Source organism: Telmatocola sphagniphila (assembly GCF_018398935.1).
Lineage (GTDB): Bacteria > Planctomycetota > Planctomycetia > Gemmatales > Gemmataceae > Telmatocola > Telmatocola sphagniphila.
The window spans coordinates 2,223,530-2,248,458 of the sequence record NZ_CP074694.1 but is presented as its reverse complement, the minus strand read 5'-3'; the positions used below and the strand labels follow the sequence as shown (position 1 = coordinate 2,248,458).

General features: G+C 51.3%; 18 protein-coding genes and 1 pseudogene. 8 read left to right on the top strand and 11 right to left on the bottom strand.

The genetic code is table 11. From position 1 onward, the window contains the following. Positions 1 to 51 precede the first annotated feature (51 nt). From KIH39_RS26590 to KIH39_RS08985, 3 genes and pseudogenes are all read left to right on the top strand, one after another. Positions 52 to 294: a helix-turn-helix domain-containing protein gene (locus tag KIH39_RS26590; RefSeq protein WP_246539619.1), complete on the top strand. Its 243-nt coding sequence runs from the start codon at positions 52 to 54 to the stop codon at positions 292 to 294. After that, positions 270 to 776 (top strand): annotated as a pseudogene (locus KIH39_RS08990) (IS630 family transposase); the annotation flags it as partial. The gene KIH39_RS26590 and the pseudogene KIH39_RS08990, both read left to right, overlap by 25 nt. A 27-nt stretch (positions 777 to 803) precedes the next feature. Beyond that, complete coding sequence (locus tag KIH39_RS08985; protein ID WP_213498998.1) at positions 804 to 1,811, top strand: formylglycine-generating enzyme family protein; 1,008 nt, start codon at positions 804 to 806, stop codon at positions 1,809 to 1,811. A 342-nt stretch (positions 1,812 to 2,153) separates the two neighbouring features. Here the strand turns inward: KIH39_RS08985 and KIH39_RS08980 are convergent, their stop codons facing one another. Further along, a complete protein-coding gene (locus tag KIH39_RS08980; protein WP_213498997.1) occupies positions 2,154 to 2,729 on the bottom strand; it encodes an ankyrin repeat domain-containing protein in 576 nt (191 codons plus the stop codon). Between the two features lie 1,005 nt (positions 2,730 to 3,734). Continuing rightward, positions 3,735 to 4,001: a hypothetical protein gene (locus tag KIH39_RS08975; RefSeq protein WP_213498996.1), complete on the bottom strand. Its 267-nt coding sequence runs from the start codon at positions 3,999 to 4,001 to the stop codon at positions 3,735 to 3,737. A gap of 1,377 nt (positions 4,002 to 5,378) precedes the next feature. Between KIH39_RS08975 and KIH39_RS08970 the strand changes: the two genes are divergently transcribed. Continuing rightward, on the top strand, positions 5,379 to 10,061 hold the full coding sequence (locus KIH39_RS08970; RefSeq protein WP_213498995.1) for an ATP-binding protein: 4,683 nt from the start codon (positions 5,379 to 5,381) through the stop codon (positions 10,059 to 10,061). Between the two features lie 394 nt (positions 10,062 to 10,455). Here KIH39_RS08970 and KIH39_RS08965 read toward each other — a convergent pair whose 3' ends face one another. From KIH39_RS08965 to KIH39_RS08955, 3 genes are all read right to left on the bottom strand, one after another. After that, positions 10,456 to 10,884 (bottom strand): four-helix bundle copper-binding protein, encoded by a 429-nt coding sequence (locus tag KIH39_RS08965; protein WP_213498994.1) that lies wholly within the window; start codon positions 10,882 to 10,884, stop codon positions 10,456 to 10,458. Between the two features lie 258 nt (positions 10,885 to 11,142). Next, positions 11,143 to 11,469, bottom strand: coding sequence for a YciI family protein (locus KIH39_RS08960; protein WP_213498993.1), 327 nt, complete (start codon positions 11,467 to 11,469; stop codon positions 11,143 to 11,145). A gap of 201 nt (positions 11,470 to 11,670) precedes the next feature. Next, positions 11,671 to 12,054 carry a VOC family protein gene (locus KIH39_RS08955; RefSeq protein WP_390623702.1) on the bottom strand — a complete coding sequence of 128 codons (384 nt, stop codon included), beginning with the start codon at positions 12,052 to 12,054 and terminating at the stop codon, positions 11,671 to 11,673. 190 nt (positions 12,055 to 12,244) lie between these two features. Here KIH39_RS08955 and KIH39_RS08950 point away from each other — a divergent pair, with 190 nt between their 5' ends. After that, positions 12,245 to 13,168, top strand: a complete 924-nt coding sequence (locus tag KIH39_RS08950; RefSeq protein ID WP_213498991.1) for an AraC family transcriptional regulator — start codon at positions 12,245 to 12,247, stop codon at positions 13,166 to 13,168. A gap of 1,108 nt (positions 13,169 to 14,276) precedes the next feature. Here the strand turns inward: KIH39_RS08950 and KIH39_RS08945 are convergent. Next, positions 14,277 to 16,448, bottom strand: a complete 2,172-nt coding sequence (locus KIH39_RS08945; protein ID WP_213498990.1) for a caspase family protein — start codon at positions 16,446 to 16,448, stop codon at positions 14,277 to 14,279. Between the two features lie 104 nt (positions 16,449 to 16,552). Continuing rightward, positions 16,553 to 17,026, bottom strand: coding sequence for a hypothetical protein (locus KIH39_RS08940; protein WP_213498982.1), 474 nt, complete (start codon positions 17,024 to 17,026; stop codon positions 16,553 to 16,555). A gap of 422 nt (positions 17,027 to 17,448) precedes the next feature. Here KIH39_RS08940 and KIH39_RS08935 point away from each other — a divergent pair, with 422 nt between their 5' ends. After that, complete coding sequence (locus KIH39_RS08935) at positions 17,449 to 17,745, top strand: hypothetical protein (protein WP_213498989.1); 297 nt, start codon at positions 17,449 to 17,451, stop codon at positions 17,743 to 17,745. A 250-nt stretch (positions 17,746 to 17,995) separates the two neighbouring features. Here KIH39_RS08935 and KIH39_RS08930 read toward each other — a convergent pair whose 3' ends face one another. The 3 genes from KIH39_RS08930 to KIH39_RS08920 form a co-directional block, all read right to left on the bottom strand. Further along, complete coding sequence (locus KIH39_RS08930; protein WP_213498988.1) at positions 17,996 to 18,931, bottom strand: formylglycine-generating enzyme family protein; 936 nt, start codon at positions 18,929 to 18,931, stop codon at positions 17,996 to 17,998. Between the two features lie 93 nt (positions 18,932 to 19,024). Next, positions 19,025 to 20,140, bottom strand: a complete 1,116-nt coding sequence (locus KIH39_RS08925; RefSeq protein ID WP_213498987.1) for a hypothetical protein — start codon at positions 20,138 to 20,140, stop codon at positions 19,025 to 19,027. Positions 20,141 to 20,171: 31 nt separating this feature from the next. Then, the gene (locus tag KIH39_RS08920) at positions 20,172 to 21,950 is read right to left on the bottom strand and encodes a c-type cytochrome domain-containing protein (protein WP_213498986.1); all 1,779 of its coding nucleotides are present in this window, start codon (positions 21,948 to 21,950) and stop codon (positions 20,172 to 20,174) included. A 479-nt stretch (positions 21,951 to 22,429) separates the two neighbouring features. Between KIH39_RS08920 and KIH39_RS08915 the strand changes: the two genes are divergently transcribed. Together KIH39_RS08915 and KIH39_RS08910 are read left to right on the top strand one after the other, a co-directional pair. Beyond that, entirely contained in the window at positions 22,430 to 23,020 is a 591-nt protein-coding gene (locus KIH39_RS08915) for a sigma-70 family RNA polymerase sigma factor (protein WP_213498985.1), read from the top strand. Beyond that, on the top strand, positions 23,017 to 24,012 hold the full coding sequence (locus tag KIH39_RS08910) for a hypothetical protein (RefSeq protein WP_213498984.1): 996 nt from the start codon (positions 23,017 to 23,019) through the stop codon (positions 24,010 to 24,012). Before KIH39_RS08915 ends, KIH39_RS08910 begins: the two co-directional genes overlap by 4 nt. Before the next feature lie 514 nt (positions 24,013 to 24,526). Here KIH39_RS08910 and KIH39_RS08905 read toward each other — a convergent pair. Beyond that, a complete protein-coding gene (locus KIH39_RS08905; protein ID WP_213498983.1) occupies positions 24,527 to 24,823 on the bottom strand; it encodes a hypothetical protein in 297 nt (98 codons plus the stop codon). Positions 24,824 to 24,929: the final 106 nt, after the last annotated feature.

Sequence of the window (24,929 nt, the reverse complement as noted above, 5' to 3'; positions counted from 1 at the left end):
CGTTACTTTTAGCTCCTTTTTGTAGTTACTCTATAGAGAAGGAGAAAACCCATGAAAGTCGCGCTGCCAATCTTACTTTCTGACGAGGAACGACAAACGTTGACTTCTTGGTCTCGGGGACGAAGTACTCCCGCTCAGCTGGTCCTGCGGGCGAAGATCATACTCGCGGCGGCCGCAGGTGTACGGAACAAGGACATTGCTCAGCAGTGCGGCACGTCGAAACCCACAGTGGCGCTGGCGGACCCGATTAGCGAAGCTGCGTTTGGCGGGTGCCCGGCCGTTGCGGCACTCTGACTCACGATTACATGGGTCATGGCACCACCACTCTCTTCGCGGCTTTGAACGTGGCGGAAGGCGTAGTAATTGGCGAATGCATGCCACGACATCGACACCAGGAATGGATCAAGTTTCTCAAACGGATCGATGCTGCCACCGATCCGGCCTTGGACTTGCATTTGATCGTGGACAAACCTGCCACGTACAAGCATCCCAAAGTTCAGCGTTGGCTCGCCCGGCATCCTCGATTCCACATGCATTTCACCCCCACGAGCAGTTCCTGGATGAATCTGGTGGAACGCTGGTTTCGCGACTTAACAGACAAACGACTGCGTCGAGGCACATTTCGATTTGTGCCGCAATTAATCCAGGGGATTGAAGGCTACATCGATCATCACAATAACACAGGAAAGGGATTCCAGTGGACCGCCAAAGCCGAGGCTATTCTGGAGAAAGTCCGCCGGGCTAGAGCTACCTTGGATAAAACACCTTCTGTGTGAGGCACTACACTAGGTTCAATCGAAGAGTTGAAAGCGATCTACCGGGATCATCCCGATGCCGGTATGCACGCGGCGGCGGAGTGGACGTTACGAAGGTGGAATCAGAAAGACTGGATCGCGGAGCAGACGAAGTTATGGACAGCAGATAAGGAGGGACGCGAGAAAGTCACGCTAAAGCGTGAACTTCAAGCAAGAAACTGGTACGTAACAAGCGAGGGCCAGACGATGGTCGTCGTCCCCGGACCCCAGGAATTCACAATGGGTTCGACGGATTCGGATTCGATGAAGTTTTCGGTGGAGTTTGCTCACCGCGTTCGTATTAGCCGGACCTTCGCGATCATGTCTCGGCATGTCACGTTGGAAGAGTTTCATCGGTTCAATGCAGGCCATACTCCGCCCGCTTACCTCGTCAAGGTTTCGCCAACCCCGGATTGTCCTATACATGGGGTGGCTTGGTACGAGGCTGCGGCCTACTGCAATTGGTTATCGAAGCGGGAAGGAATACCGCAAGATCAATGGTGTTACGAGACGAACGCGGCCGGGTTGGTAACGAAGTTGAAGCCTAAATATTTATCGTTGACGGGTTATCGTCTGCCGAGTGAAGCGGAAGCCGAATGCGCAACCCGAGCAGGTACGCAGAGCCGTTACAGTTTTGGTGAGGCGGTGGCGTTATTAGACAATTACGGTTGGTATCAGAAGAATTCGAACGAGCAGAGTTGGCCTTATGGAGAGAAGAAGCCGAACGATTTCGGCCTCTTTGACGGGCATGGGAATCTATTTAGTTGGTGCATGGAACGTTATGCGAATTATTCAACGGTTCAAGAAGTTGTCGAAGATCAAGAAGATAAGGTACTAGAAATCAGTAGTGCTGTCAATCGCGTACTGCGCGGGGGTTCCTGGAGCGGTCAACCATCGCTTGCGCGTTCCGCTAGCCGTGTCATCTATCAACCGACTCGGCGGAACTACATTAATGGGTTCCGCGTTTCGAAGACATTGATTACACTTGATTCGAAGACATTGATTACATTTGATTAGTTTACCTGTTATATCTTTAAATTTGCTTCTCCCCGTAAGTGAACTTTTTTTGAAAATGGATTTGACTCTTTTCAAGAGATGAGTTTTGTGCGTGGTATCGTTGAAAGAGTTTGATTTTGAGTAGAAGGGATTCTCCAACCAAGTTGGAAACTTGAAGTGTCGTCTTCAGTTATCAATAATTAAAAATGAACGATAGATGTTGTACTTTGGAATCGACCTGCGACGTTCGCCGCACGATCGGTCGTCTGACAGGAACAGAAATTAGGGCTATCCCTGATTCAACGTGCTCCGAACTTCCCGCCTTGAAATAATATGGGGGGAGGATCACTCTCGGTGCGCAAATCACCGCCGCTTCACGCGAACCCGACTCGCAATCCACTCGACGAGGCGCGGTTTTTCGTTGAGTTTGGCAATCTCCAGGGGCGTGCGACCAGCTGAGTCGCGGGCCACCAGATCGGCTCCCGCATCAACGAGCAGTTTCAACGTCTTCGGCCCCGTGTTCCGTTCGGCCGCATAATGGACCGCTGTTCGGCCGCTGGAACTCTGTGCGTTGACATCTGCGCCGTGCGCGATCAACCACGCGACGGTCCGATGGACCCCTTGATGAGCAAACGCTTGCAGAAGTGTTCGTCCAGTGCCAGATATGTAATCGATGGCCAGTCCATAGGCGAGCAGGCTCTCGGCAATGTCGTATGCCGCTCGCCTGTGACGTTGAAGATGTCCCAGCGCAGCCGGGAGGCATTGATTAGTGGCTGCGGCTCCGTGCCCCAGTAGCCAGCGGACAAGCGCGAGGTTTTCAGAAGTCCAGCAGGCACAAAATAGTGGTGTCGCGTCGACGATTCCTCGATAACATGCTACCGCATTCAAATCGCCACCATGTTCGGCAAGAATCATTGCCGCCTGCACCTGCACTGCCATTTGCTCCTGTCCATGAGATTTCCAATCGGATGCAGACGCGACATGCAGCGGGGTCACATGACTGCTGGCCGGTTCCATAGGACCGTTGACCGAGCTTGACTTCGTGAGTGTTTGACTCCTGTTCGGTAGCGCTCGCGCCGAAGGGCATTGATGCACGCCCGGCAAGATCGCGCCAGCCCGTCGGCTGACTTTGTCGAGCTATTGAAGTCTGCGGCTGGCAGCCTTTTCCCACAGGAACTGCAAATCTTGTTGGCTATCATTATCAAGGAATTGTAACGGGCCAAATTGAAAAAGAGCCTGAAGTGGACAGTTGAACCGAGCAAGTACCAAAGTGCGAAAGCGATTGAGTCGAGCGGCCAAGGGCCAAGAATGCTTGATTCGAAGGGAAGTCCTTACCAATATTCGCAGCGATGAGTTCTCTTGGTAATCAAGTTGGGCTGATAAGCTTTGATTTTGGAAACGCAGAAGTTCTTGGTTAGCTTGAAAGATTTCGTATCGAGCGGTTTCGACACACTTCTGCTGTTATCCCGATCTACACACCGACCGCACCAACGCGGATAATCAAGCCTATTTCCTCCCATAATCCACTTAAGCTCGGGAGAGGGCGGCGAAGGCGGAGCGCTCTAAAGCCGTTCTTATACTCCGCTGCACTGTTCCATTGGCTTGTTGCTTGTTACTAGCTGCTTGGCGTCCCGAAACGTGGTTGTTGGCGCTGAGAATGTAAGCGTTTTCACCGGGTTTGACCCAGAAATGATCAAAATATGTCAATTTTCGATCTGAAAAATATTGCGGATCTTTTGAGCTGTCAATTAAACTCAATTTTGCCAAAGTCGAGTCAAATGAAGGGCAAAAGGGCCGGCTATCGAAAGGTAGCACGGCTCTTTTTAGTTAATGCCGGTGATTTCAAATTGCTCAACTCGCCTCTCAGAAAGCTTAGCGAGCATGCCTAGCCGCCGCCGGTCCGCGTCATCTGAATTCGAACCTCGACGTCGAACTTTCACGCGTTTAGCACTCCACTGTTTCCTGCGATCCAAGCTGCAGTTCTTGCGAATCCCAAAATTCTTGCTGATCGAACTCGGTCATTTTGTCCCAAGCGGTCGCCATCCGATTTAGTAACTTTCTTCCGTTCGCCAATCCGCGATGTTGTAGCGGTATAGCCAGATATTCTGCGACTAGCATCTGATATTCAAGTCCGACATTTGACATGGAGCACCCACCCAAAAGAACGTGGGCGTTCCACAAATTAAGAACACTGTTGGGAGAGTTGCGCATCAGGAATTTCCTGAATAAGTGGATTTACATCACCCGTTCAGACAGCGGCCTGCTTCCCGTAGCAGTATCAGATCTACTGAAAGCAAAGACTATTGGAGTTTCTCTCTTCCTCTCTCCCTCATTTCGATAGTGTCGAAATACCCGCTCGGCTCGTAAACCGCTTTGGAGAATGTCACCTTCTGCTCAAAGCTTAAGCGCTTCGCCTTCAAAAAATAAAGCTCGTTCTCATCCAAGGCAGCCCGCTCTTTAGTGTCCAATGCCTTTCGAAGAACTTCGATACAGTTTCCCGCGTACCAGTCGATGATAATAATCTCGCTCTGTTGAACGGCACTTAGCACTCGAGCAGAGCATTCGAATGCCGTCGCAAAAGCGGTGTCCTCCTCCTTGAGGACTGAATCGCTGAAACGGCTTGCTCGATTGCCTCTCGCACATTCCGTTATTGAGCGATTGACATGGTAGCTACTCGAATGAGTCGGAGCGAGGATAATTGATTTAGGTCTGTGTGGGAAAAAGCCTGTCAGGTAAAGCCCAGCGTTTGTTTTAACCATCCGTGCTTTTGGAAGTAATACGGTTTACGTCGCGTCCTCGGAACGACAGTTCGAGTCATTCGCATCTCCCAGGCTATTTACGTCGGAAAGAAGAATGTCGAAAGGAGAGGCCGATATGCGGGAAAGCTATCCAAGGAATGTTTTAAAAGCAGTTTCCAACTCCTCGCGGAAAAATATGCCCGGTTGCGTGATCAGAGTGTTTCTACTGGAAAACCCTCCAGTGAAATAACGCCTGTCATCCCCCAAATTGTCTGGGATGGCAAAAGACAAGAAATAACGGATCGTTGTCCGGGTCTTGACCTGCAATTATGGTCTTTTGAGAGTTCGATTCGAGGAGTAGCTTCCGATGTCAATTGGATAAAAGAAGACTCGAAAAATAATTGAAAGAAGTCGGAGTATTCCTCATCGTACTGAAAAGAAGTATGAAAATGAATTTTCGCTCCTCTCAAATGCAATGAGTGCAATGTCAGTCAGGATTTGTGCGAACGTCTCGATCGGCTAGTCAGCTTTTTTGCCGAGTAAATCAGGACAAACTGATCGAAGACAGACAACTCATTCTGAGAAAAGCATGAGTACCTGCGACTGAGTATGAAGTAATTAGTTTATTGCCAGATCTATTGAACAACCTTAAGATAATTTCCTAATTGATCTAGTTGATTTTGCAACGGGGGTAGGCTCCAAAGCACTGCTCTCCCGTTAGAGCGACCGGAACTCTTGCACTGACAACCCAAGTAGGGAAAGCCAGATTGAGGAGGACGGCCACGTGTTGAATCCGCAGAGTGATTCAGACCGCAATGACTCCCACACCTTTCTCGCCGGAGGAGGGGAGATGGGGGAACGAACCCGGTCCTATGACTGGTCGCAGACCGCTCTGGGACCTGTCATAGGTTGGCCGCAAAGCTTGCGCTCGGCCCTGAGTATATGCCTCAACTCTAGCTTCCCCATTGCCATCTATTGGGGAAGCGATCTTACACTTCTTTACAACGACGATTGGAGTCCGATTCCTGGTAAAAAACATCCTTGGACTCTGGGTCGACCTGCCCGGGAAGCGTGGCCGGAAATCTGGCACATTATCGAACCGCTTTTCGAGCGGGTTCTGGCGACAGGCGAAGCGACCCGTAGCCGGGACCAACTTCTGCCGATGCATCGCCATGGCTTCACCGAGGAATGCTACTTTGATTACACGTTCAGTCCGATACGGGGCGAAAGCGGAGCCGTCGAAGGAGTATTCAACGCTGTACTCGAAACCACCACGCGGGTGGTCGGTGAACGCCGCTTGCGCACCCTTCGAGAGCTAGCGGCCTGGAAGGCGGGCCGGGACGGATCGGAAGTGGACGCTTGCATTACAGCCGCCCGCATTCTCGACGGTAACCCGCACGACCTACCATTCGCACTCATCTACCTCGTGGACGAGAACAGGCAACAGGCGGTCCTTTACGGTAATACTGGGTTGAATCGGGGGGCTTCTGCATGTCCCGTCACCATCGATCTGGGTGGCTGGGATCCCAGCTGGCCGCTCCGTCGAGCGTTCGAAACAGGCCAAGCCCTGGAGATTGTTGATCTGCCTCGATCGTTCGGTCCACTCCCTGGGGGAGCTTGGCCGGAACCTTCGCATCGCGCGATCGTCGTGCCGCTCGTCAAACCGGGTCAGCCCCCAACCGGGTTCCTGGTGGCTGGGATTAGCCCCCGGCTCCCCTTCAATGAAGAATATCGCGGGTTCATCCATTTGCTTGCCGGTCACATCGCAGCCGCTGTGGCCAGCGCTCGAGCTTATGAGGAGGAGAAGCGGAGGGCCGAGGCGCTCGCTGAGCTGGATCGGGCCAAGACCGCATTCTTTTCGAATGTGAGCCACGAGTATCGCACTCCGTTGACTCTCTTGCTCGGCCCGATCGAAGGGTTACTCGCTCGCGGGAACGACGACTTGAAACCGGAGACCGTGCGGAACGAACTCGAAGTCGTCAACCGCAATGGTCAGAGGCTGCTTCGATTGGTGAACTCCCTATTGGACTTCTCCCGAATCGAAGCCGGACGTGTCCGGGCCGCGTACCAACCAACAGACTTGGCCGAGCTAACCACCGACTTAGCCAGCGCGTTTCGGTCGGCGTGCGAGTTTGCCGGGCTCCGTCTGGAGGTCGATTGTCCACCGTTGGGCGAGCCGGTATTTGTGGACCCGGAGATGTGGGAGAAAGTCGTCCTCAACCTGCTGTCCAATGCCTTTAAATATACCTTCAACGGCGCGATTAGTATCCATATTCATCGAGTGGGGGATCATGCCGAGTTAAAGATCCGAGACACCGGCATTGGCATTCCCGCCGAAGAGATTCCCCGGCTTTTCGAGCGATTCCATCGAGTTGAGAACGCTCGGGGACGGACGCACGAAGGGAGCGGCATCGGACTGGCGTTAGTGCAGGAATTGGTCAAATTGCACGGTGGAAATGTGAGTGCCGAGAGCGAATTGGGAAAGGGTACCACGTTCACTGTTTCCTTGCCGTTCGGGTCGTCTCACCTGTCCTCCGACCGAATCATCGAGTTCGAGAACAGAACTCGGGGGATTTCTCAAGCCTCACCTTATGTCGAAGAGGCGTTGCGTTGGCTTCCGGACGAGCAATACAAAACAACCACTGATTCCTTTTTTGACACGGCATCGCTTTCAAATTTTCATGCAGCTTTTGCCTCCGACGACGTCCGGCCCCGCGTGCTCGTCGCCGACGATAACGCGGACATGCGGCAATATATACTCCGATTATTGAACGGAACGTTTCGGGTTGAGGCCGTAGCAGACGGCGAGGCAGCCCTCTCAGTAGTAAGAGAGCGGAGGCCCGACCTGATCCTGACTGACGTGATGATGCCCCGACTGGATGGATTTGGGCTCATTCAGAAACTGAGGGCCGATTCCCGAACTTGCAATATCCCCATAATCATGCTTTCTGCCCGAGCGGGAGAGGAAAGCCGGGTCGAGGGCATGCAGGCCGGCGCCGATGATTATCTAGTCAAGCCGTTCGGGGCCAGGGAACTTTTGGCCCGGGTAACCGCCCACCTGCAAATGGCGCGAATGCGGCTGGAAGCCACTAATTCGCTAATGAAGAGTGAAGAGCGGTTCCGCTTGTTGTTTGAAACAATGAGCGAAGGATTTGCAATCGATGAAATTATCGTCGACGAAACTGGGCGAGCCTGTGATCTTCGGTATTTGGAAGTGAACCCAGCGTTCGAACGGCATACTGGTCTAAAGCGATCTGAAATAATTGGAAAAACCGTAAGAGAACTATTTCCCGATTCGGAACCCTTGTGGTTTGAACGCTATGGTGAGGTCGTTTCATCAGGCGTTGCTGCGCACTTTCAATCAAAATTCGGACCCCTGGGACGATGGTTCGAAGTCAGCGCCTACAAAACCGGACCCGTACAATTCGCAACAGTTTTCTTCGATATAACCGATCGAATCCGGGCGGAAGAAACTAAAATCGAACTATTGAAGGAACTGGAAACCCAAAACGCCTTTATTAAAGCTGTGCTTTCACAAGTCCCTGCAGCTATCGTTGTTGCCGACGCCGAAACGGGAGAAATTCGGCTTACAAATGAGGAAGCCCACCGTATCGTAAAACATGAATACCATCCAGGCACACGCCTTGAGGATTACGGGAATACCTACATTCGAGAAGCTTTTGCTACGGATGGAAGTCGCTACGCAACCGGACGATGGCCGCTCGACCGAGCTTTGCGCGGAGAAACGGTTGTGGGAGAGGAAATCGAAAATGTAATGTTCGATCGATCTCGTGTAATAGTCCGTGTAAATGCTAGCCCAATTCGAGTAGGAGAGAAAGTTGTGGCAGCGGTAGTTGCCTTCCATGACATCACGGACCGCAAGATTGCGGAGTGGTCTGCTCGCTTTTTGGCCGACGCTAGTGTGACACTCGCGGGACTGGTTGATTATGAGGATACCCTGCAGCGAGTTGCACAACTGGCTGTACCAGGATTTGCTGATTGTGTTGTGGTTGATATAGCTGACAAGCCAAAATCCGATGGACAACTGATTGTCGCCCACACGGATTCCTCAAAGGCAGATTTGGTACGGACTATTCATCGCCGAGTCGCTCGAATTTCCATCAATGGACCTGCAAACATTCTGCGAACTGGTTGTGCCGAAATACAGAGCATCATCACGGACGAGATGCTTCAACAAGCGGCACAGGACCAGGATGATCTCCGTCTCTTACGGGAATTGAGCCCAAAGTCTTACATCGGTGTGCCTTTAAAAGTACAGGGTGAGACGGTGGGAGTTTTGACTTTCTTATTAACAAAACTCGACAGACACTACGGAGATAATGATTTTACCGTCGCTAAAGATCTGGCTTCTCGAGCATCGATCGCCATCGAGAATTCCCAACTTTATGCGAGGCTCAAGGAAGCCGATCGTCGAAAGGACGAATTCCTGGCGACCCTGGCGCACGAACTTCGCAACCCTTTGGCTCCAATTCGTAACGGCCTCCAACTGCTGCGTTTATCTGGGCACGAAAGCATCACTGGAAAGAAGACTCTTTCGATGATGGAGAGGCAGTTAAGCCAAATGGTCAGATTGGTTGATGATCTCATGGATGTGAGCCGAATCAATCAGGGTAAACTCGAACTCCGCAAGGAGCGGATCGACCTGACAACCATAATGAATAGTGCCTTAGAAACTAGCCGCCCGCTAATTGAGCAAATGAGCCACTCTCTGGAAGTCGTGCTGCCCTCAGAGCGGGTCTTAGTAGAAGCTGATCAAATTCGACTGGCACAGGTATTCTCAAACCTGCTCAATAATGCCGCTAAATATAGCGAGAGGAACGGTCAGATCATATTCGCAGCTGAGCGTCACGGAGGCCAAGTCGCGGTGTCAGTGCGAGACAGCGGCATTGGGATCGCCCATGACCAGAAGCCGCAGCTTTTTGAAATGTTCTCTCAGGTGAAAACCGCTCTGGAACGGTCCCAGGGTGGTCTGGGAATCGGCCTGGCCTTGGTTAAGCGACTGGTAGAGATGCATGGTGGGCAAATTGAAGTGAGAAGTGATGGATTGGATAAAGGGTCGGAGTTCGTTATGACCTTGCCCGTTGTCAAGGAATTGCGTCCAGTGCCGGAACCGGGCGGCCCCAACCTGGAGCCCAAAACCTCACTTCGCATACTGGTCGTAGACGATAACCGAGACAGTGCGGACAGCTTGGCTGAAATGTTGAAGCTTTTTGGAGGCGATATTTGCACTGCCTACGATGGCGAGCAGGCGGTAGTGACGGCGGCCCAGTTCAGGCCGGATGTGATCGTACTGGACATCGGGCTGCCGAAGCTGAACGGTTATGAAGCCTGCCGCCGCATCCGAGACTTACCGGGTAGTAACGGTGTGGTTATGATTGCCCAAACCGGATGGGGGCAGGAAGAGGATCGGAGGCGAACCCACGAGGCCGGGTTCAACCACCACCTGGTCAAGCCCGTAGACCCCGGAGACCTAATGAAGCTGCTGTCCAAGCTGCAACCCGTGAAAACATGACAAATACTCTGGTCGAGGATTCAGTTTTAATCGTCTCATCAAAAAGCTTGAAGACTTGTAACGGAACTCGGAAGCAGAATCTAAGAGGTCGGGTTCCGCAATTTGTGTCTATGAAAGAGATTGATTTCGCGCAGAAGTGGTCCTCCCATGGGGTTGGTATTCTGAATTGTCAGCTCTCATCATCCTGTAGCCAAACGGAGGTGCGTGATACTGATGATGCCGGATTTTTTTTCAGTCGGATAACTTTTCGATCGAATCAATCCTGCTGCGTTGAGTTCCTCGTCAACGCACACAGATACTCAATCACTTCCGAGAATGCACAACCCGTTGTAACGGGACACACTCCCTTTTCGGGTTAATCTCGGCTTTTATAGCGATGTAACCGGGAGAAGATTTACTTACTCGGGAGTTGCTTCGCCATTACTTCGCAAGCTTTCTGGCATTTCCGGCACTCTTCCGCACAGACCTTCATATGCTTGTCGTCGGGAAACTTTTCACATGCCGTCGCACACTGGTCGCAGATCTTCGCACAGCCGTCGCACATGATGGCACAAAACGGGCCGCCTCTGGCACAAATTTGGGCGCAGGCGGTGCAGCAGGTTGCACAGTCCAGGCATTCTTTGAGCGTCGTTAGGTGTTCTTTCTTCCCCTCGGCCACAGCGGTGACGCAGTGGGTCACGCACTTGTCACACACTCGTTGACAGTCGTTGCATGCCTTCGCACACTCTTCATAGCTGGAGGCTTGTTTGTCGTCGGCCGCCTTGACGGGACTGGCGAATAGGAACATGGCGAGGCCGAGGAAGGACAGACATAGCTTGCTCATTAAAAACTCCTTGAAATGATCTTGGTCAGGAAAACTGAAAAATCCAATTTTCTAAGTCTATTTTCTAACATTGTCATGTTCCGAGGGACAGGAAAGTCGAATTCGAGAGTCAGGAGATGTGGCAAATGGTTTTGGGAGATAGGACTGTGCTGGAAGGAATCGCTGCCGTCCGCCTAGTTACCGAGTAACTTTTTATCAAACCAGTCGCGCCAGCACGACTCTTGCTTGCTGCCGTCTGCAAGCAAGAGGTAAAGTCGTTCAATTTACCGGATCGCTCGGACCCTTCTTTGACCAAAGTGCAATTCGATAGGGAAAGAGCTCGGCTCGCATGACGCCCCGCAGGACTGCAGGGTCATTATGTACAATTTCTTTCGCTTGGATGTCTGATTCTGCAACGAAGATGACGATGCCAAAAGCACTTTCGTCGGCATGGAGTGTGCGACCGGCCATGAGGACTACCTCCTCATTGACAAGCCCTTCAAGATACTCGAAGTGCTCATTCACGATCTTGGATTCCAATTCTGTCGGGCCTTCCGTTAGCATTCCGAGCCGAATTGGTTGAATTCGGTAAAGGAACTGCAGCATCTCGACTCGCTTTCTTTCCAGGTCTCGCTTCAGATTCAGTAATGAGACTGGTTGATAATAAGCGGAATCGATGCAGATTCCAAACCAATCATTCCAAGTTCCTCTCGATCGGTATCAGCCAGAAAATGCCGCAAATCACCCGAGTTCTTTGAAATAGGGAACGATTTGCCAAGCTTGATCCGATCAGACTGAAATCGAGCACTATTTGCTCGGGCTCGGTGCGTGTTGGTCGATGAGGATCTGGTTGCCGTCCGGATCGACCAGCGTGAAACTTGCCGGACCTGAAGTCGACTCGTCGGCCTTTGTGGTTAAAGCCAGGCCGCTATTCAAGAATACCCGTTGAATATCCCGAACATCGTCGAACTCGGATAGCGTGGTACAAGCGCGATCCCAACCTGGATTGAAGGTCAGGATGTTTTTGTCGAACATACCCTGAAATAAGCCAATCGTAGCACTTTCGTTTTGAAGAATGGAAAAATGGCGGCCATTCCCGCCCACCACTTTAAACCCTAATTTTTCATAGAACTCACGAGAGGCTTTGAGATCTTTGACAGCGAGGCTGACTGAAAAGTTTCCGAGACGCATGCTGGTTTTTCCCTTAGGATCGCCTGAGCCAGATTTCGGATCGCTCCTGGAGGCGCAACCGACGAAAAAACAAAGCATCAGGCCTACAATGGTTTTATTCATTTATGGCTCCAGGTTTGACTCGGCCGCATTTAATGCAGGCCCATAAGCGAACATCATAACGGCAGTAAAGGGGAGGGCTTTCCAAATCTTGCGAATTTCCGAGAAAAGCCGAATTAATACGACTGCGACTTACATGGAGAGGATCAATCGGGCCATCGACCATATTGTTACCCATCTCGAGGAGCCCGTGCGACTAAACGATCTCGCACGCGTCGCCCGAATCTCACCTTTTCATTTCCACCGAGTTTTCCAGGCCCTGGTCGGTGAAACGCCCGCCGATTTTGTGAAGCGACTTCGTCTAGACAAAGCGCTTGGCCTGATGAATCGCAAACCCGTAATGTCATTGACTTCGATTGCCCTGAGGTGTGGTTTTTCTTCGTCTTCAGACTTCACCAGAAGTTTCAAACAACGCTTTGGTGTGGCACCCAGTGCTTTTGACATCGGCGGCTGGCGAACGGCACGCGGCAACGAGCTGAATCGGATTGTGGAACAAGATTCGCCGAACGGTCAGCTGAAGCGACTTCCCTCTCGTTTGAATCCGGAGAAATTCAAGGTGCGAATCCGAGACCTTTCGGCTCGAACCGTCGCTTACATTCGGGTTTCCAGGCCTTATCAGAGCAATGCGGTGGTCAAAGCTGCGGATCGACTGATTAACTGGGCCGAACTCCGAGGTTACAGCAACGGACAATGGTTGGGTTATCAATGGGAAAATCCCGAGATCACTCCCTTGGAGGATTGTCGTTACCATATTGCAGTTGAAGCCGAAGGATTCACCGCAAGAGGGGAGGTGGGACAATTTAAGTTCCCGCCGATGATCGTCGCAGAGGTTGAGATACGTGGCGGAATCGATTTGGAAATTCGGGCGCTGCAATGGCTCTATGGTTCTTGGCTGCCTCGAAGCGGATTCGTACTGGACGATCATCCTTGTTTCGAAGCTTGGATTGGCCGTCCATTCGGTCATGGAACGGAGTACTTCGAGATTCGCCTTCAGTTGCCGATTCGGTGGACATAGGCTGACTCACATTGGCCCACCGACGGATTCAGTCTCAATTATTAATTGAAGTGATACGAAGCAGAATCAGCGATACTCACTTGATTCAGATTGCACCCTTTAGCGCACTTATGCAAATAACTCTAAAAAAATTGCAGAGCTAAGGATCAATTGTGCTCAAACAATGTAGTTGAATCCGGATTATGCATTTTCAGATTTCACAAAGTTAAATCATATGACAACTTATGACTTGTCTCCTTCCACTGTTCGCCCTCGATCAACGAGTATTAACTCCTCGGTAGAATAATTTAGAGTCAGCAAGCGCGCTATCGAAAAGCAGCACTTCGAAAAAATCAAGGCCTTTACACACGGAGCCCCGAAAGATTCTCTGCGCAATGGAGCGCGGAGTAGAGAATCGCGAATACGCGAAATAGTGTGTATATTTCGGGGAAGATGCAGATTTTGGGCAAGCGGAGGAATTCTCTTTGATGTGTTGAGTAGTTAAGAATTGGATATTCCTTTGAAAAGTGATAAGCGCTCCGAACGTCACATTTCTTGGAGAACTACTCTAAAGTTGGCGAGAGTCGTTTTGAAGAGCAGGGTACAAATCTTTTACTTGCAATAGTTTACGGCGATTTGTGTGAATCGAAGCGAGGTAGGGCACTTTGGGTCGTGTCAATTGTGGTGTGCGGGTGCATCACTTTTCGAACTCCAAAATCTCTCCGATGTGTTAACCGGTTTGGCAGAGTTTCCAGGCGGGAAAATTGGCAGTCACTCGCGATTAATGCAGGAGTAGTGGTCAACGACTGGAAAAACGATTCCCTCTAAACCTCTGTAATACTCAAAAGGATTTTGGCTCGGATTAAGTCGAAGAACCCTCGTGACTCTATCCAGCTACACCAGACCCGGTTGTCTCACAAAATCTGGCCTTGGGAGTATTTCCAGTCGTCCTCCTGAGCCCTTTCATTACGTCGATCGGACCGCTTCCCAATTTGCTGCCTAACAATTGGGACAAAGGACGAAACTTGACTGGGAATTGCAATTCACTTCTTCGAGGCTCTGCAAAATGGAAGAAAGAGTCATATTCTTCGAGCATTCCTCATCTTTTCGCTCCTCCTGTCAGAGCCAATTAGGAGTTTTTCCCAAGAGCTTTGAGTTTGTCTTTGGCAAATTCATTCCCCTTAGCGGCCGCTTTTCGATACCACTTGATTGCTTCTGTTTGATCTCGAGTAACTCCTCGGCCATTTTGATAGGCCCAGCCCAGGTTGGCCATGCCGCCGTCATCCGCCGCCTCAGCGGACTTCCGATACCATTTGATCATCTCTAAGTCATCCTTCGGCAAGCTTCCTCGTCCATCGCGGTACATGTTACCCAGATTGGACATCGCGACAGCATTTCCTAGTTCGGCCGCTTTTTTGTACCATTTGGCAGCTTCGACATCATCCTTGGTCAATCCGCCACGCCCCATTTCGTACCGGAAACCAATGCTTTCCATCGCGACAGCATTTCCTAGTTCGGCCGCTTTTTTGTACCATTTGGCAGCTTCAACATCGTCCTTCGTCAATCCGGCATTCCCCTTTTCAAAAAGTAAACCTAGATGGGACATGGCCAAAGGCTCTCCGGCCTCGGCCGCTTTTTTGTACCATTTGACAGCTTCGACGTCGTCTTTGGATAACCCTCCCCGGCCATTGGCAAACATGTTACCAAGATTATGCATACCTTGGGCGTTCCCTGCCTCGGCCGCCTTCTTAAACCATTTCACGGCTTCCACTTCATCCTTTGCCATTCCACCTCGACCGTCGCGATACATGAAACCCAAATGGTTCATCCCCGAAGAGCTACCCCTTTCGGCGGCTTGTTTGTACCATTTAAACGCTTCGACATCGTTTTTTGTAAGTCCGCCCCGGCTGTTGGCATACATGAAACCCAGATCGCTCATAGCAGCAGAATTTCCAGCTTCAGCGGCTTTTTTGTACCAGTTGACGGCTTCGGTCTCGTTCTTGGTCAGACCTCCACTTCCATCACGGCACATATTTCCTAGCCTGATCATACTTGGAGTGTTCCCCGCTTCGGCAGCTTTTTTGTACCATTTGAGGGCTTCTGCATCGTCTTTGCTTAATCCACCTCGACCATTGGCACAGCATTCACCTAGCTGCCACATCGCGGTTGGAAGCTTAGCATCCGCCGCTTTTTTGAACCATTTCACCGCTTCGACTTCATCTTTGGCTACGCCGTATCCATGTAAATAAGCTACTCCGACCAAATATATTGCATTACTTTCCCCCCGTTCGGCTGCTTTGCGATACCAGACCAGGGCTTGAGCGTTGCTTTTGGTCGCTTCTATGCCATTGTTGTGTAAAGTGCCGACCATCGTCATCGCTGCTGGGTTACCTTTTTCCGCTGCCTTTTTCCAGGCAGAAATGCGATCTTTATGATCCTCGATATATTTTTTACCCCCTCCCGGATAGGAGGATCGCTCGAGCAGTTCCCGGGCAATCTTATTGTTCTCCTCGTTCACTAAAACCGGTGAGGCTCCCACCGTTCGAGCCACCATGTTCGGGATCTGTTGGGCCCCTTTGTATAACTCCAAGACTCGGGGATTGACCCGCTTTGCCACATAATCGTTAAGGAGAGTGAAGGTCACTTCGCCATCGGCATTAACCGCTTTGCCGGTCAGTCCTTCAATCACATAGTGGAAGAAAACTCCATGCTTGCGTTCCAGATCTTCGTAGGAACGTTGCCGGGCCGAGCAACTAAACATGGCCATTACACCCTTGGGAGGTTCCGGAGCACTATCCGCGTCGATTCCTTTACTTACGCTCCGGGCCGGATCTGGGTCATCCCTGCAAGCATCCACGAATAAGACCTTGACGCCCGCGAAGGACTTGTCGAATTGATTATAAATGCCATTCAGAGAGACGAGAGTTCTACTCTCATCGGGAAATGGTTTAGCGTCCATCGGGCAGAAGTAGGCTTCTTTATCGAATTGCAAACCATGCCCGGAGAGGGCAATTAATACCGTGTCCTGGGGCTTGGCCTTCTGCAAGACGCTCTCGATGGCTCTATCGATTTCCGCTTTGGTCGGCTTAATTGCAGTGTTATTAGTGAGCAGCGTCAGGAGATAGCCATCGTTGCTGAGAATTTTCCCGAGATCGGTAGCATCGTTGATAGCACAATTGAGCTTCCCTAACTTGGAATGCTGATATTCATTAATGCCCACGATGATTGCATATCGTTTGCCCTCTTGCGCGAAGAACGGGCCAGCCAGAGACAGTAATAAAAAGGATAAAAACCAACGCATGGAAGTTACCTCGAACCGGACCGTTTGCTCATGAGTGTACTATGAAGCGGTAGACGAAAAGCGGCCTCCGATTCGAGAGGCCGGCGGATTTAATTTTAGCGGATTTAGTTTTTCTCGGGGATCTTTTCGGTGGTTGGCAGATCGTCGGGCGGCAGATCCAGAGTAGTATCGTCGGTGGCTTCCGGGAGTTGGGGCAGCTTGCCCATGGGAGGGAACGCCTTCTCGGGAATCTCTTCGAGGCTGCCCTTGCGATCCGCTTCGGCCAGCAGGGAGTATTCGCCTTTACCTTCGGTCTTCACCGGGCAGCGGCCCCAGTAGGTTTTGTTGTAAGAGTTGTAGTAATAGTAGTATTTGGGTTTGGAGGGATGGTAGATCACGTAGTGGTGCTTGTAGCCGGAGTAGGTCGGGCTGGGCTTGTAGTAATAGGTTCGGTAGTAGTAGGACTTGCTGGAATGCTGTTTCCAGTTGCCGTAGTACTGCCGGGAGGCGTGAGCATCGCCGGCCGTGGCCGCCGAGAAGACACCGAACATTGAGCTGATCACCAAGACCAAAGAGAGAATTCTGGCACGGGTACCCATTTTCGAACTCCTGACAAAAGAAGATTTTTTCGAGTCTGCTGAGATCTCGAAAGGGCCATTTTCGTATGGCTCTGCCACCTTAACGGGTCTCTGTTCAGAATCTTCTCAAAAACCACTAGATTAAGTTTTGTTTATTAAAATGTGAGAGGCCTCCAGCTCTGGCTGGCAAAGGCGTACAGAGAATCCCTTAGGTCTCGATCCCTGGGAGGACAAATAGGAGATCTCACGAAATCGCCGAGCCACTCGATGGCAGAACTCTCTTCCCCAGAACGTGGGCTCCTCCGAGTGCTACGGCTCCCTCCCAAAGGGCATCGATTCCAAAAAGTTTTTTTTCTGGGGAAGATTTTCGCGGCGGTCCCGTTTCAGAGGACGAGAGGGTGATAAAAACCCAAAAACAAAAATCCAATTCAGGAGTGAGTATCATGTTTCGAGTCCTCAAATTGAGCTGTGCGGCGGCCGTCTGCGTTCTGGGAATGTCTTTCGGAAGCTCGGCTAAAGCCGACGAATGCGGCTGCGGTTACGTGCTGAAAAAGATCACGGTTTGCGAACCGGTGATTTGCTATGAAACCCGTCAGGTTCCTTACCAGGCTTGCATCACGCAGTACGATCACTGCGGCAAGGCCTACGAAACCCATGTGACCCGATATCGGGAGATTCAGGTGAAGGTCACGAAGGAACGCCATGTGACAAAGTACATCAAAGTGCCGACTCACTATTAATTTCAGTCGACCGATCTTCCCTACACGCGAGAAGCCGATGCAGTGGTCGCATCGGCTTCTCGCGTTTTTATTTCAGTAAAATCCGAATGAGCCGAGGTCGTTCTCCAGCATCCTGTTCGAACAATCTAGGCACTCAAAACCTGACTCAAGACGGTTCACATTGGGCCTAGCAAATCTCTTGGGTCAAGCGAGGATCTTTTTCGAGACATCGTACTCGGCCACTGTACGCGATTAGCCTCACTCGACTGGTTCACCGATTTGCAACTGCGAGGCGGAAGCCCAGGATGTTGGACCGGTCCGTCGGATCGCCCCCGTTCCGGTACGCTGACCGGCAGTACCCGGCGTTGCTGATCCAACTCCCGCCGCGGACATCCCGGACCGAGCCCGTGGCGTCGAACTTATTCTCGCACCACTGAAAAACATTACCACTCATATCGCACAATCCCCAAGGATGAGGAGCCTTACTCTCATACATGCCTACTCGCGATGTTCGCTTCAAGTTCTCACCTTTGGCTTCCGTCCCATAAGGATATTCCCCATTGCAATTCGCCTTGTCCCCATTCAAACTATCCCCCCAATAATACACACGCTTGTTTCCTAACCCACCACGACATGCATACTCCCACTCGTCCTCATGCGGCAAACTTAGTTTCATCCCCGTGCCAAACAGCTTCTGCAACGAACCAGATCCCAACTTCCCATTCAACTTCTTGATAAACTCCTGCGCATTATCCCACGACACCTGCTCCGCAGGAAAACGACCCGTTTCCAAACCACGAACTTTATCCTTGCCATCTCCCTCTTTATGAAACCAAAACGGCGTCGTTCCCATCACCGCCGTCCACTCCTCCTGCGTCACCGGATGCTTTGCTAACCAATACCCCTGGCTCGTATACTCGTGCTCTTTCTCATCTTCGGAGCGATCTTTCTCACTCTCCGGCGAACCCAACGTCGCCTTCCCGGGAGGGATCCAACAAAACTTCATCTTCACGCCGTTTGCAATCTCCAACTCCACTTCCTGGCCGGGTTTGGGCTCAGCGTTGTCGAACACCAACGTTTCCTTCGCTCGAAAATCGTTGATCCCCACCAGCACGGCATACTTCTTGGTGGCAGTACTCTGAGAAAAGAGGGCGGAGACAGCCCCCAGGACGGCTATCAGTGCAGAGAAAAAAAGAATGGAACGCATATGTGGACTCTGGGAAATTAGAACTGGAAATGAAATGGTAACAGACAAGAGAGCGGATAGCGAGTCGAATCACTTTCCGACTCGCCAGAAAAACTATCTCTGATATCGGATGGTTAGAAATTCGTGTGGAGCTGTATCGATCTTCCGATGCACTTCTTTCTGCTTGACTTCGATGGGGGGACCGAAGCCGGTCTCGACTCCGCCGCGCGAGGATTGAGCATCAAAAGTAGTCGAGAACGCCAGCGAGATAGTACCCACTTTCCCAAAAGTTTTTGTCGGAAACCGGCTCGCGGCACCTTTGCCCAGATCTGTGACGACAAAGGAAAGCAGCGTATTCAGATCCTTATGCCAACCTTTAATAGTCACCTCCGCATTGGGTTGACCTTTGGGTTCGATGATCCAGTGCGAATACTTCGGACGGCCGTCCGGTTTTTTAACATCGCTGAAAGTAAACTCATCCACGCCGTCGATTGCCATGGCGACGGCGACTTCCTTGTTGGAGCGATTGATTACGCGAACCTGATAGAACTCGGACTTCGCGATATCGACAAAAGCTTTCCCGGCCACGAGCGTTGCCGATCGAGGAGCTACTTTGCCGGGTGTGCGGCCGACCAAAATCTGAACATCGTAGAGGCTTTCCGGGCAGGAGGAAATCAGCGAGTGGTCCGGCCCATGAACGAAGGTTCTCGGCTGCTTGTGCAGTTCCTGAATATTCTTGTTGCGTTCGCCGTAGCTCACCTGAGTACCTTCCTTCTCGGAAGGTACTCTGCCCGTGACTCCCAGAATGCGAGCAATATCGGTGTTGCCACCGATGTAGAGATCCTTGGGCAGAAAGACCTTCACGGTTTCGCCCGTCTTGGTGTTGGTTAATTCCGGTTTCACGGAAATCTGCGTCAGTTTGGGATCTCTCGGATTTTCCACGGCCAAGAAAGAGCCCGAGATCTCGTAGATCGCCTGGGGATTGGCGAGCGTCCCCAGTTCTTTTTCAAGAGCGGAACAGATGGACAGTCCGGCGTTCGCGTCCCCTAGGGCCGAGCCGCGCGGGCTGAACAGTCCGATACGAACCGCTTGCTGGTTTTCTTTGTTCAAGACGGCCTTTACGTCGGTGGCCAGTTCCGCCGCTATGGCCTGCAAGGTCTTTATTTCTTCTGCTCGTACGGAAGCGGCATGAAGCAGCCCGACGAGCAGTAATATCATCAAACGATACATCGTTAAATCTCCAGTTGATGGTAATTTTCGATTATTTCCCGATGGGTAAACCACCCAGTTCTTTGCCCATTTCCTGCATCAGAGAGTAGCCGTCCACGGCCTCCCATTCGAGCCGGGTGATCACTGCGTCGGGTTGTGTCAGCATCGACGCTAGCCCCAATTCCTTGAACTTCCTGGCTCCGACTTTTGCCTTCAGTTCCTCACCATTTTTCAGGTAAAGTTCGCTCGCGATGCGATCCAGAGTGAGATAAGCATCGGAAGACGAACGATAGGTCATGATCACATAGCTGCAGGGTTCGGAGAGGTCCGAAATGGACTTGTTGGCATCGGGGCCAATCTTCAGGAACGGGCCCACCGCTTTTTCCAGCGAGGAAAGGTACTGTTCCTGATCCTGCTTGATCAACTCATCCATCTTTTTCGGCTCGAGATAGAGCTTCCGGACTTTCTCATCGGCTCTGCCAAAAACCGCGGCATTGTCCCGAACGTAATCCTTCAGTTCGATCATTCCCTTGGTATGGCATGCCATGCAGGAAATTCCATTGACGATGGCCGAGGTTCCGGCCGTTTTTTTGGAATCGCCGACTACGGAAATCGGTCCTTCGTCGATCCGCTTGTTCTTACCGTCGACGAGCATGTAGGCATGGAGTTTATTGGGAAGGCTGAAGATAATTTCCCCGCCATCGTGGGAAAAAGCCTGATTTTCAAACGGATGACGCCCTTTCGGATACAGATTCAATGGCCCCAGCGGAAACCGAATCAACCGACCTCGCCCTGTTTCCGGCTTGAAGTCGTAACTCTTCCAGTAAACCCCTTGGTTAGAGTCGTGCCGTTCGACCAGGCGGTTCTGGGCAGAAACCCCGGAGCGGGAAAAACCGGCTCGAGTCAATTTGTCGCTCTCGAAGTTGGCGGCAACATTGACGCCCACACGCTGTTCCAGTCTCAGGGCGTTCTCCGGTATATCCAGAAGGAGGTGATACAACGGGGGACGGAGGGCCGTGGCGACAAACCAGTCGGCTCGTAAAACCGGTATCTGCGCCTTTGATAGGTCTTCCACATCTTCGGCGAGCCGACGAATCGTAGGATCGGGATACTTGGTGTAGAGTAGGCCGTAGGGGTAATATTCGAGGATCCGGTTCCAGAGATGGCGTGTATCCCAATCGAGTCGTCGGATATCGACCGCGTAAACCGTTTCCGCACTATTTACTGCGACGGGGAGAACAATGGTCGGCTTCAGACTCAGACTATTGAGGGCTTTCGAGAGGGCAGCTCGAATGAGTTTCAATTTGGCATCGGGAATCGTCTTGTCGTTGTAAAGATGGGTCAGAGTAAAAAAGCGGAGGTAAGGCCGGTCTTCACGATCGGCTTTTTGCAGTGCTTCGCGAATCGCTGTCAGCTCATCAGCCAGAGTGATGAAATTTCGCTGCTTTGCGGAATTTGTAAAGGGGGGAGCGGAAGCTTCAATCCATTTTTTCAGAATCGCTTTTTCTTCTTCGGTGGGCTTACCGGTGGCTCGCAGCGCCTCTTCCGGCGGCATATCCCCATCGATCGCCAGACGCTGGTAAAGGCGGGACTCTTCAGGCTTACCAGCCACGATAAGGGCCGCTTTCTTCCCCCGGGGTGCCTGCAAATCGGCAATCGAGCCGAAATTCGCAATTCCTCCTTCCGAACCCGGCCCCTTGTGGCAGCGGAGGCAGTGCTTGGCAATGACCTCGTAGGCCTGGGCCGCCAGATCGGTTTTTTCGTCGGCGTGAATCGGCGATACGAGGGTGACCGAGGTCAACAAACCTGAAAAAATCAGAAACACCTTCATCGCTAGTCCCCGTATGTGATTGCAAGATTTCTGCTTTCTATTCCCTTAAACGGAAATAGCGCCGATTTCTTCCTCAGGTAATGATAAATGGTTCGAAAAAAGGATCTGACTTACCAAGGGCCGGATCTCCCTATCCGTTTTCGGTTATGTGGCGATGTGCGTCAAGAAAATTCGGGAGCGGAAAATTTTCCGTAATCTCCCGGAATTTCCCAACAACGGATTAGGCGGATTCGTTCTGAGGAGTAGAAGGAATGTAACAAGCTTCACACAAAGATTACCTGCTAAATCCGAGTTCTCACCAAGGTAGTAATTTCTCAATTCCGATGCAAATATACATAAAGAATATTTAATAAAAATATTCTCGACTTTTTTAGGAAGAAATCGATCCCAGATCCGTTGAAGTCCTTGGGCTGGTTTTTTTGCAGTCTAAATACTGCGACCCCTTGCCAAGCGAAGGGGATAAGTCAATCTTTAACGGAATGACTGCAATCCCCCACGCCGACCCCGATGCGCCGAGCCGAACGCTTCTGAGCCCCTGCACTCAGGAGACGTTCAAGGCGTTTCACGATGAAAACCATGGCCGTCTCTTCTGGTATCTTCGATCCCTGAGACTGCAAAAAGAAACGATTGAAGACATCATGCAACTAGTCTGGCAAAAGGCGTTTATGCAGAGCTCGGCGGGAACCGTCGAAAAGATTAACGTGGCTTGGTTGAAAAAAGTGGCCTATCGGGAAGCGATCGATCTCATCCGCAAGGATGCGACGCGAAATAAACATATTCGAGCGGACGAAAATATTCAGCAAATGGAATCGCCGGAATCCGCTGTGCTGGAAGTATCGGAACATGGAGAAAATCTCAAAAATTGCCTGGATGGTTTATCGGAGGCCGAGCGAGTTGTGATCTCCAAGTGGAGCGAGGGAGTAAAGCCGGTCGTTATCGCCGAGCAAGCCGGCAAACCGGCGGAGACTATCTACAAAATGGTGCACCATATCAAGGCTCGCTTGAAAGTCTGCATGGAGACTAAAAGCGGAATCACACATGGGGAACGCCCCACGGGAGGACGGTCATGAAATTGATCAGTCTGACTATACCTGAAGAAGAATCGCAACTGGCTCCCTGGTTAGAGGAGATTTTTGCGCGGGGGGAAACCTACCAACTGGCCGAAGAATTAACTGCTCTTCGAGAAAAGTCTCACGCCGACAAACCGATCGAGAGGAAATATTCGCTGACGGATAGCTATGCCGAGGCGTTGCCCAAGGTGGCCAAACGGGGGCTAGGAGTGCTCAACGAGAAAGATTTGAAAAGGCTGCTTCGACATCCCTATTTACTTCGCGAACTGGTCGATTTCCTGTTCCTCGAAGGAGGTCCCTATTGGGATCGGCTTTGGCAGAAGGAAATGGATCTCGGTCCGAGCACCCATAATAGTTGGAAAAAGTTCCAGTCCTTCCTGCCTATGGAGAGTGGGACCTCAGCGGCCGAGCAAATGGTAGTGTCGCCCCTATCGGAGGCTATCCTCGTTTCGGAAGCCGAGATACCAATCGCGCGCCGAGCCAAATCTCATTCGCGTTGGGGCTTTGCTGCCTTATCTTCTTTTGTAACGGCTGCGGCAGTGCTGATCGCACTCGTGAATATTCCTCAACTTCGAGAGAGTCTGGGGATTGTCCCTCAAGTGAAAAATGAAGTGGCCATAGCTCCCTGGGGATTGCTCAAAGAACCTCCTAGCGGCTTGGATGATGCGGGAGTTTATCAATGGACCGCGGCGGCTTTCAGGGAAGCCCTAGTGCGTCCCGCAGAGGACCGGCTGGCTCTGGCGACTCTCATTAATGAATTGCGTATGGGATGCTCGAAGCTTCAATTGAACCCTCCCGCGAGCATGAGTGCGACCAAGAAGGCCGATCTCTTGAAACGCTGCTTCGATTGGGAACGAAAGTTAGACGATCTGGTAGTGCGTCTTGAAAGCAAGCCCGAAGAATTTAGTACCGTGAAAAATAATCTCAATGAACTCATTGATCGAGTTTCCACAGTGCTGGATAAAGAGGCTCAGAAGATGAAGCCTGCGTAAGTGTGTGAACAATACGGAACGTTGATTTGAAGTGATCGCCCAGTTGTCAAAATCTTTATTTGATCTGCTAATTTCGAACGGCCCCAGCAATTCATTGAACTGCCTGATCTACAATTGAAAAGTTGCGAGCCCTTGAATTTGACCGCCCGGAGATTCTCGGTCACCTCCTAGAAAGCCGATGCTTTTACCAGGCAAATCGCTCTCTAAATCCTACGAAATTGCCTTGCGTTTGCGGATGCTTACGGAAGCGAAGAAACGGATTAATATCCGATTACTAGTTGGATCGGGCATACACTTCTGCACGATCGGCAATCGTCTTCAAGAAGGAGTGCGGCGGTTTGATAGATGCCTCCGCGTTGGTTGGATCCACGGATTATTTACGCGATCTTGAACCGCATTGAGATGAATCATTCTGGGGATAGACTTGGGAAAACTTTGGGGAACAGAAAAACGCGAAAGGCCGATGCCATCGTTGCATCGGCCTTTCGCGTTTGGGTTTTTTAGAGCGTGAGGATTAATAGTGGGTCGGCACTTTGACGTACTTGGTCACATGTCGTTCCTTGGTGACCTTTATCTGGACTTCCCGGTATCGGGTAACGTGGGTTTCGTAAGCCTTGCCGCAGTGATCGTACTGGGTGATGCAGGCCTGGTAGGGAACCTGGCGGGTTTCATAGCAGACCACCGGTTCGCAGATTGTGATCTTCTTCATCACATAACCGCAACCACATTCGTCGGCTTTGGCCGAGTTGCCCACACTCAGGCCCAGAACGCAGACGGCCGCCGCACAGCTCAATTTGAGGACTCGAAACATGATACTCACTCCTGAATTGGATTTTTGTTTTTGGGTTTTTATCACCCTCTCGTCCTCTGAAACGGGAACGCCGCGAAAATCTTCCCCAGAAAAAAAACTTTTTGGA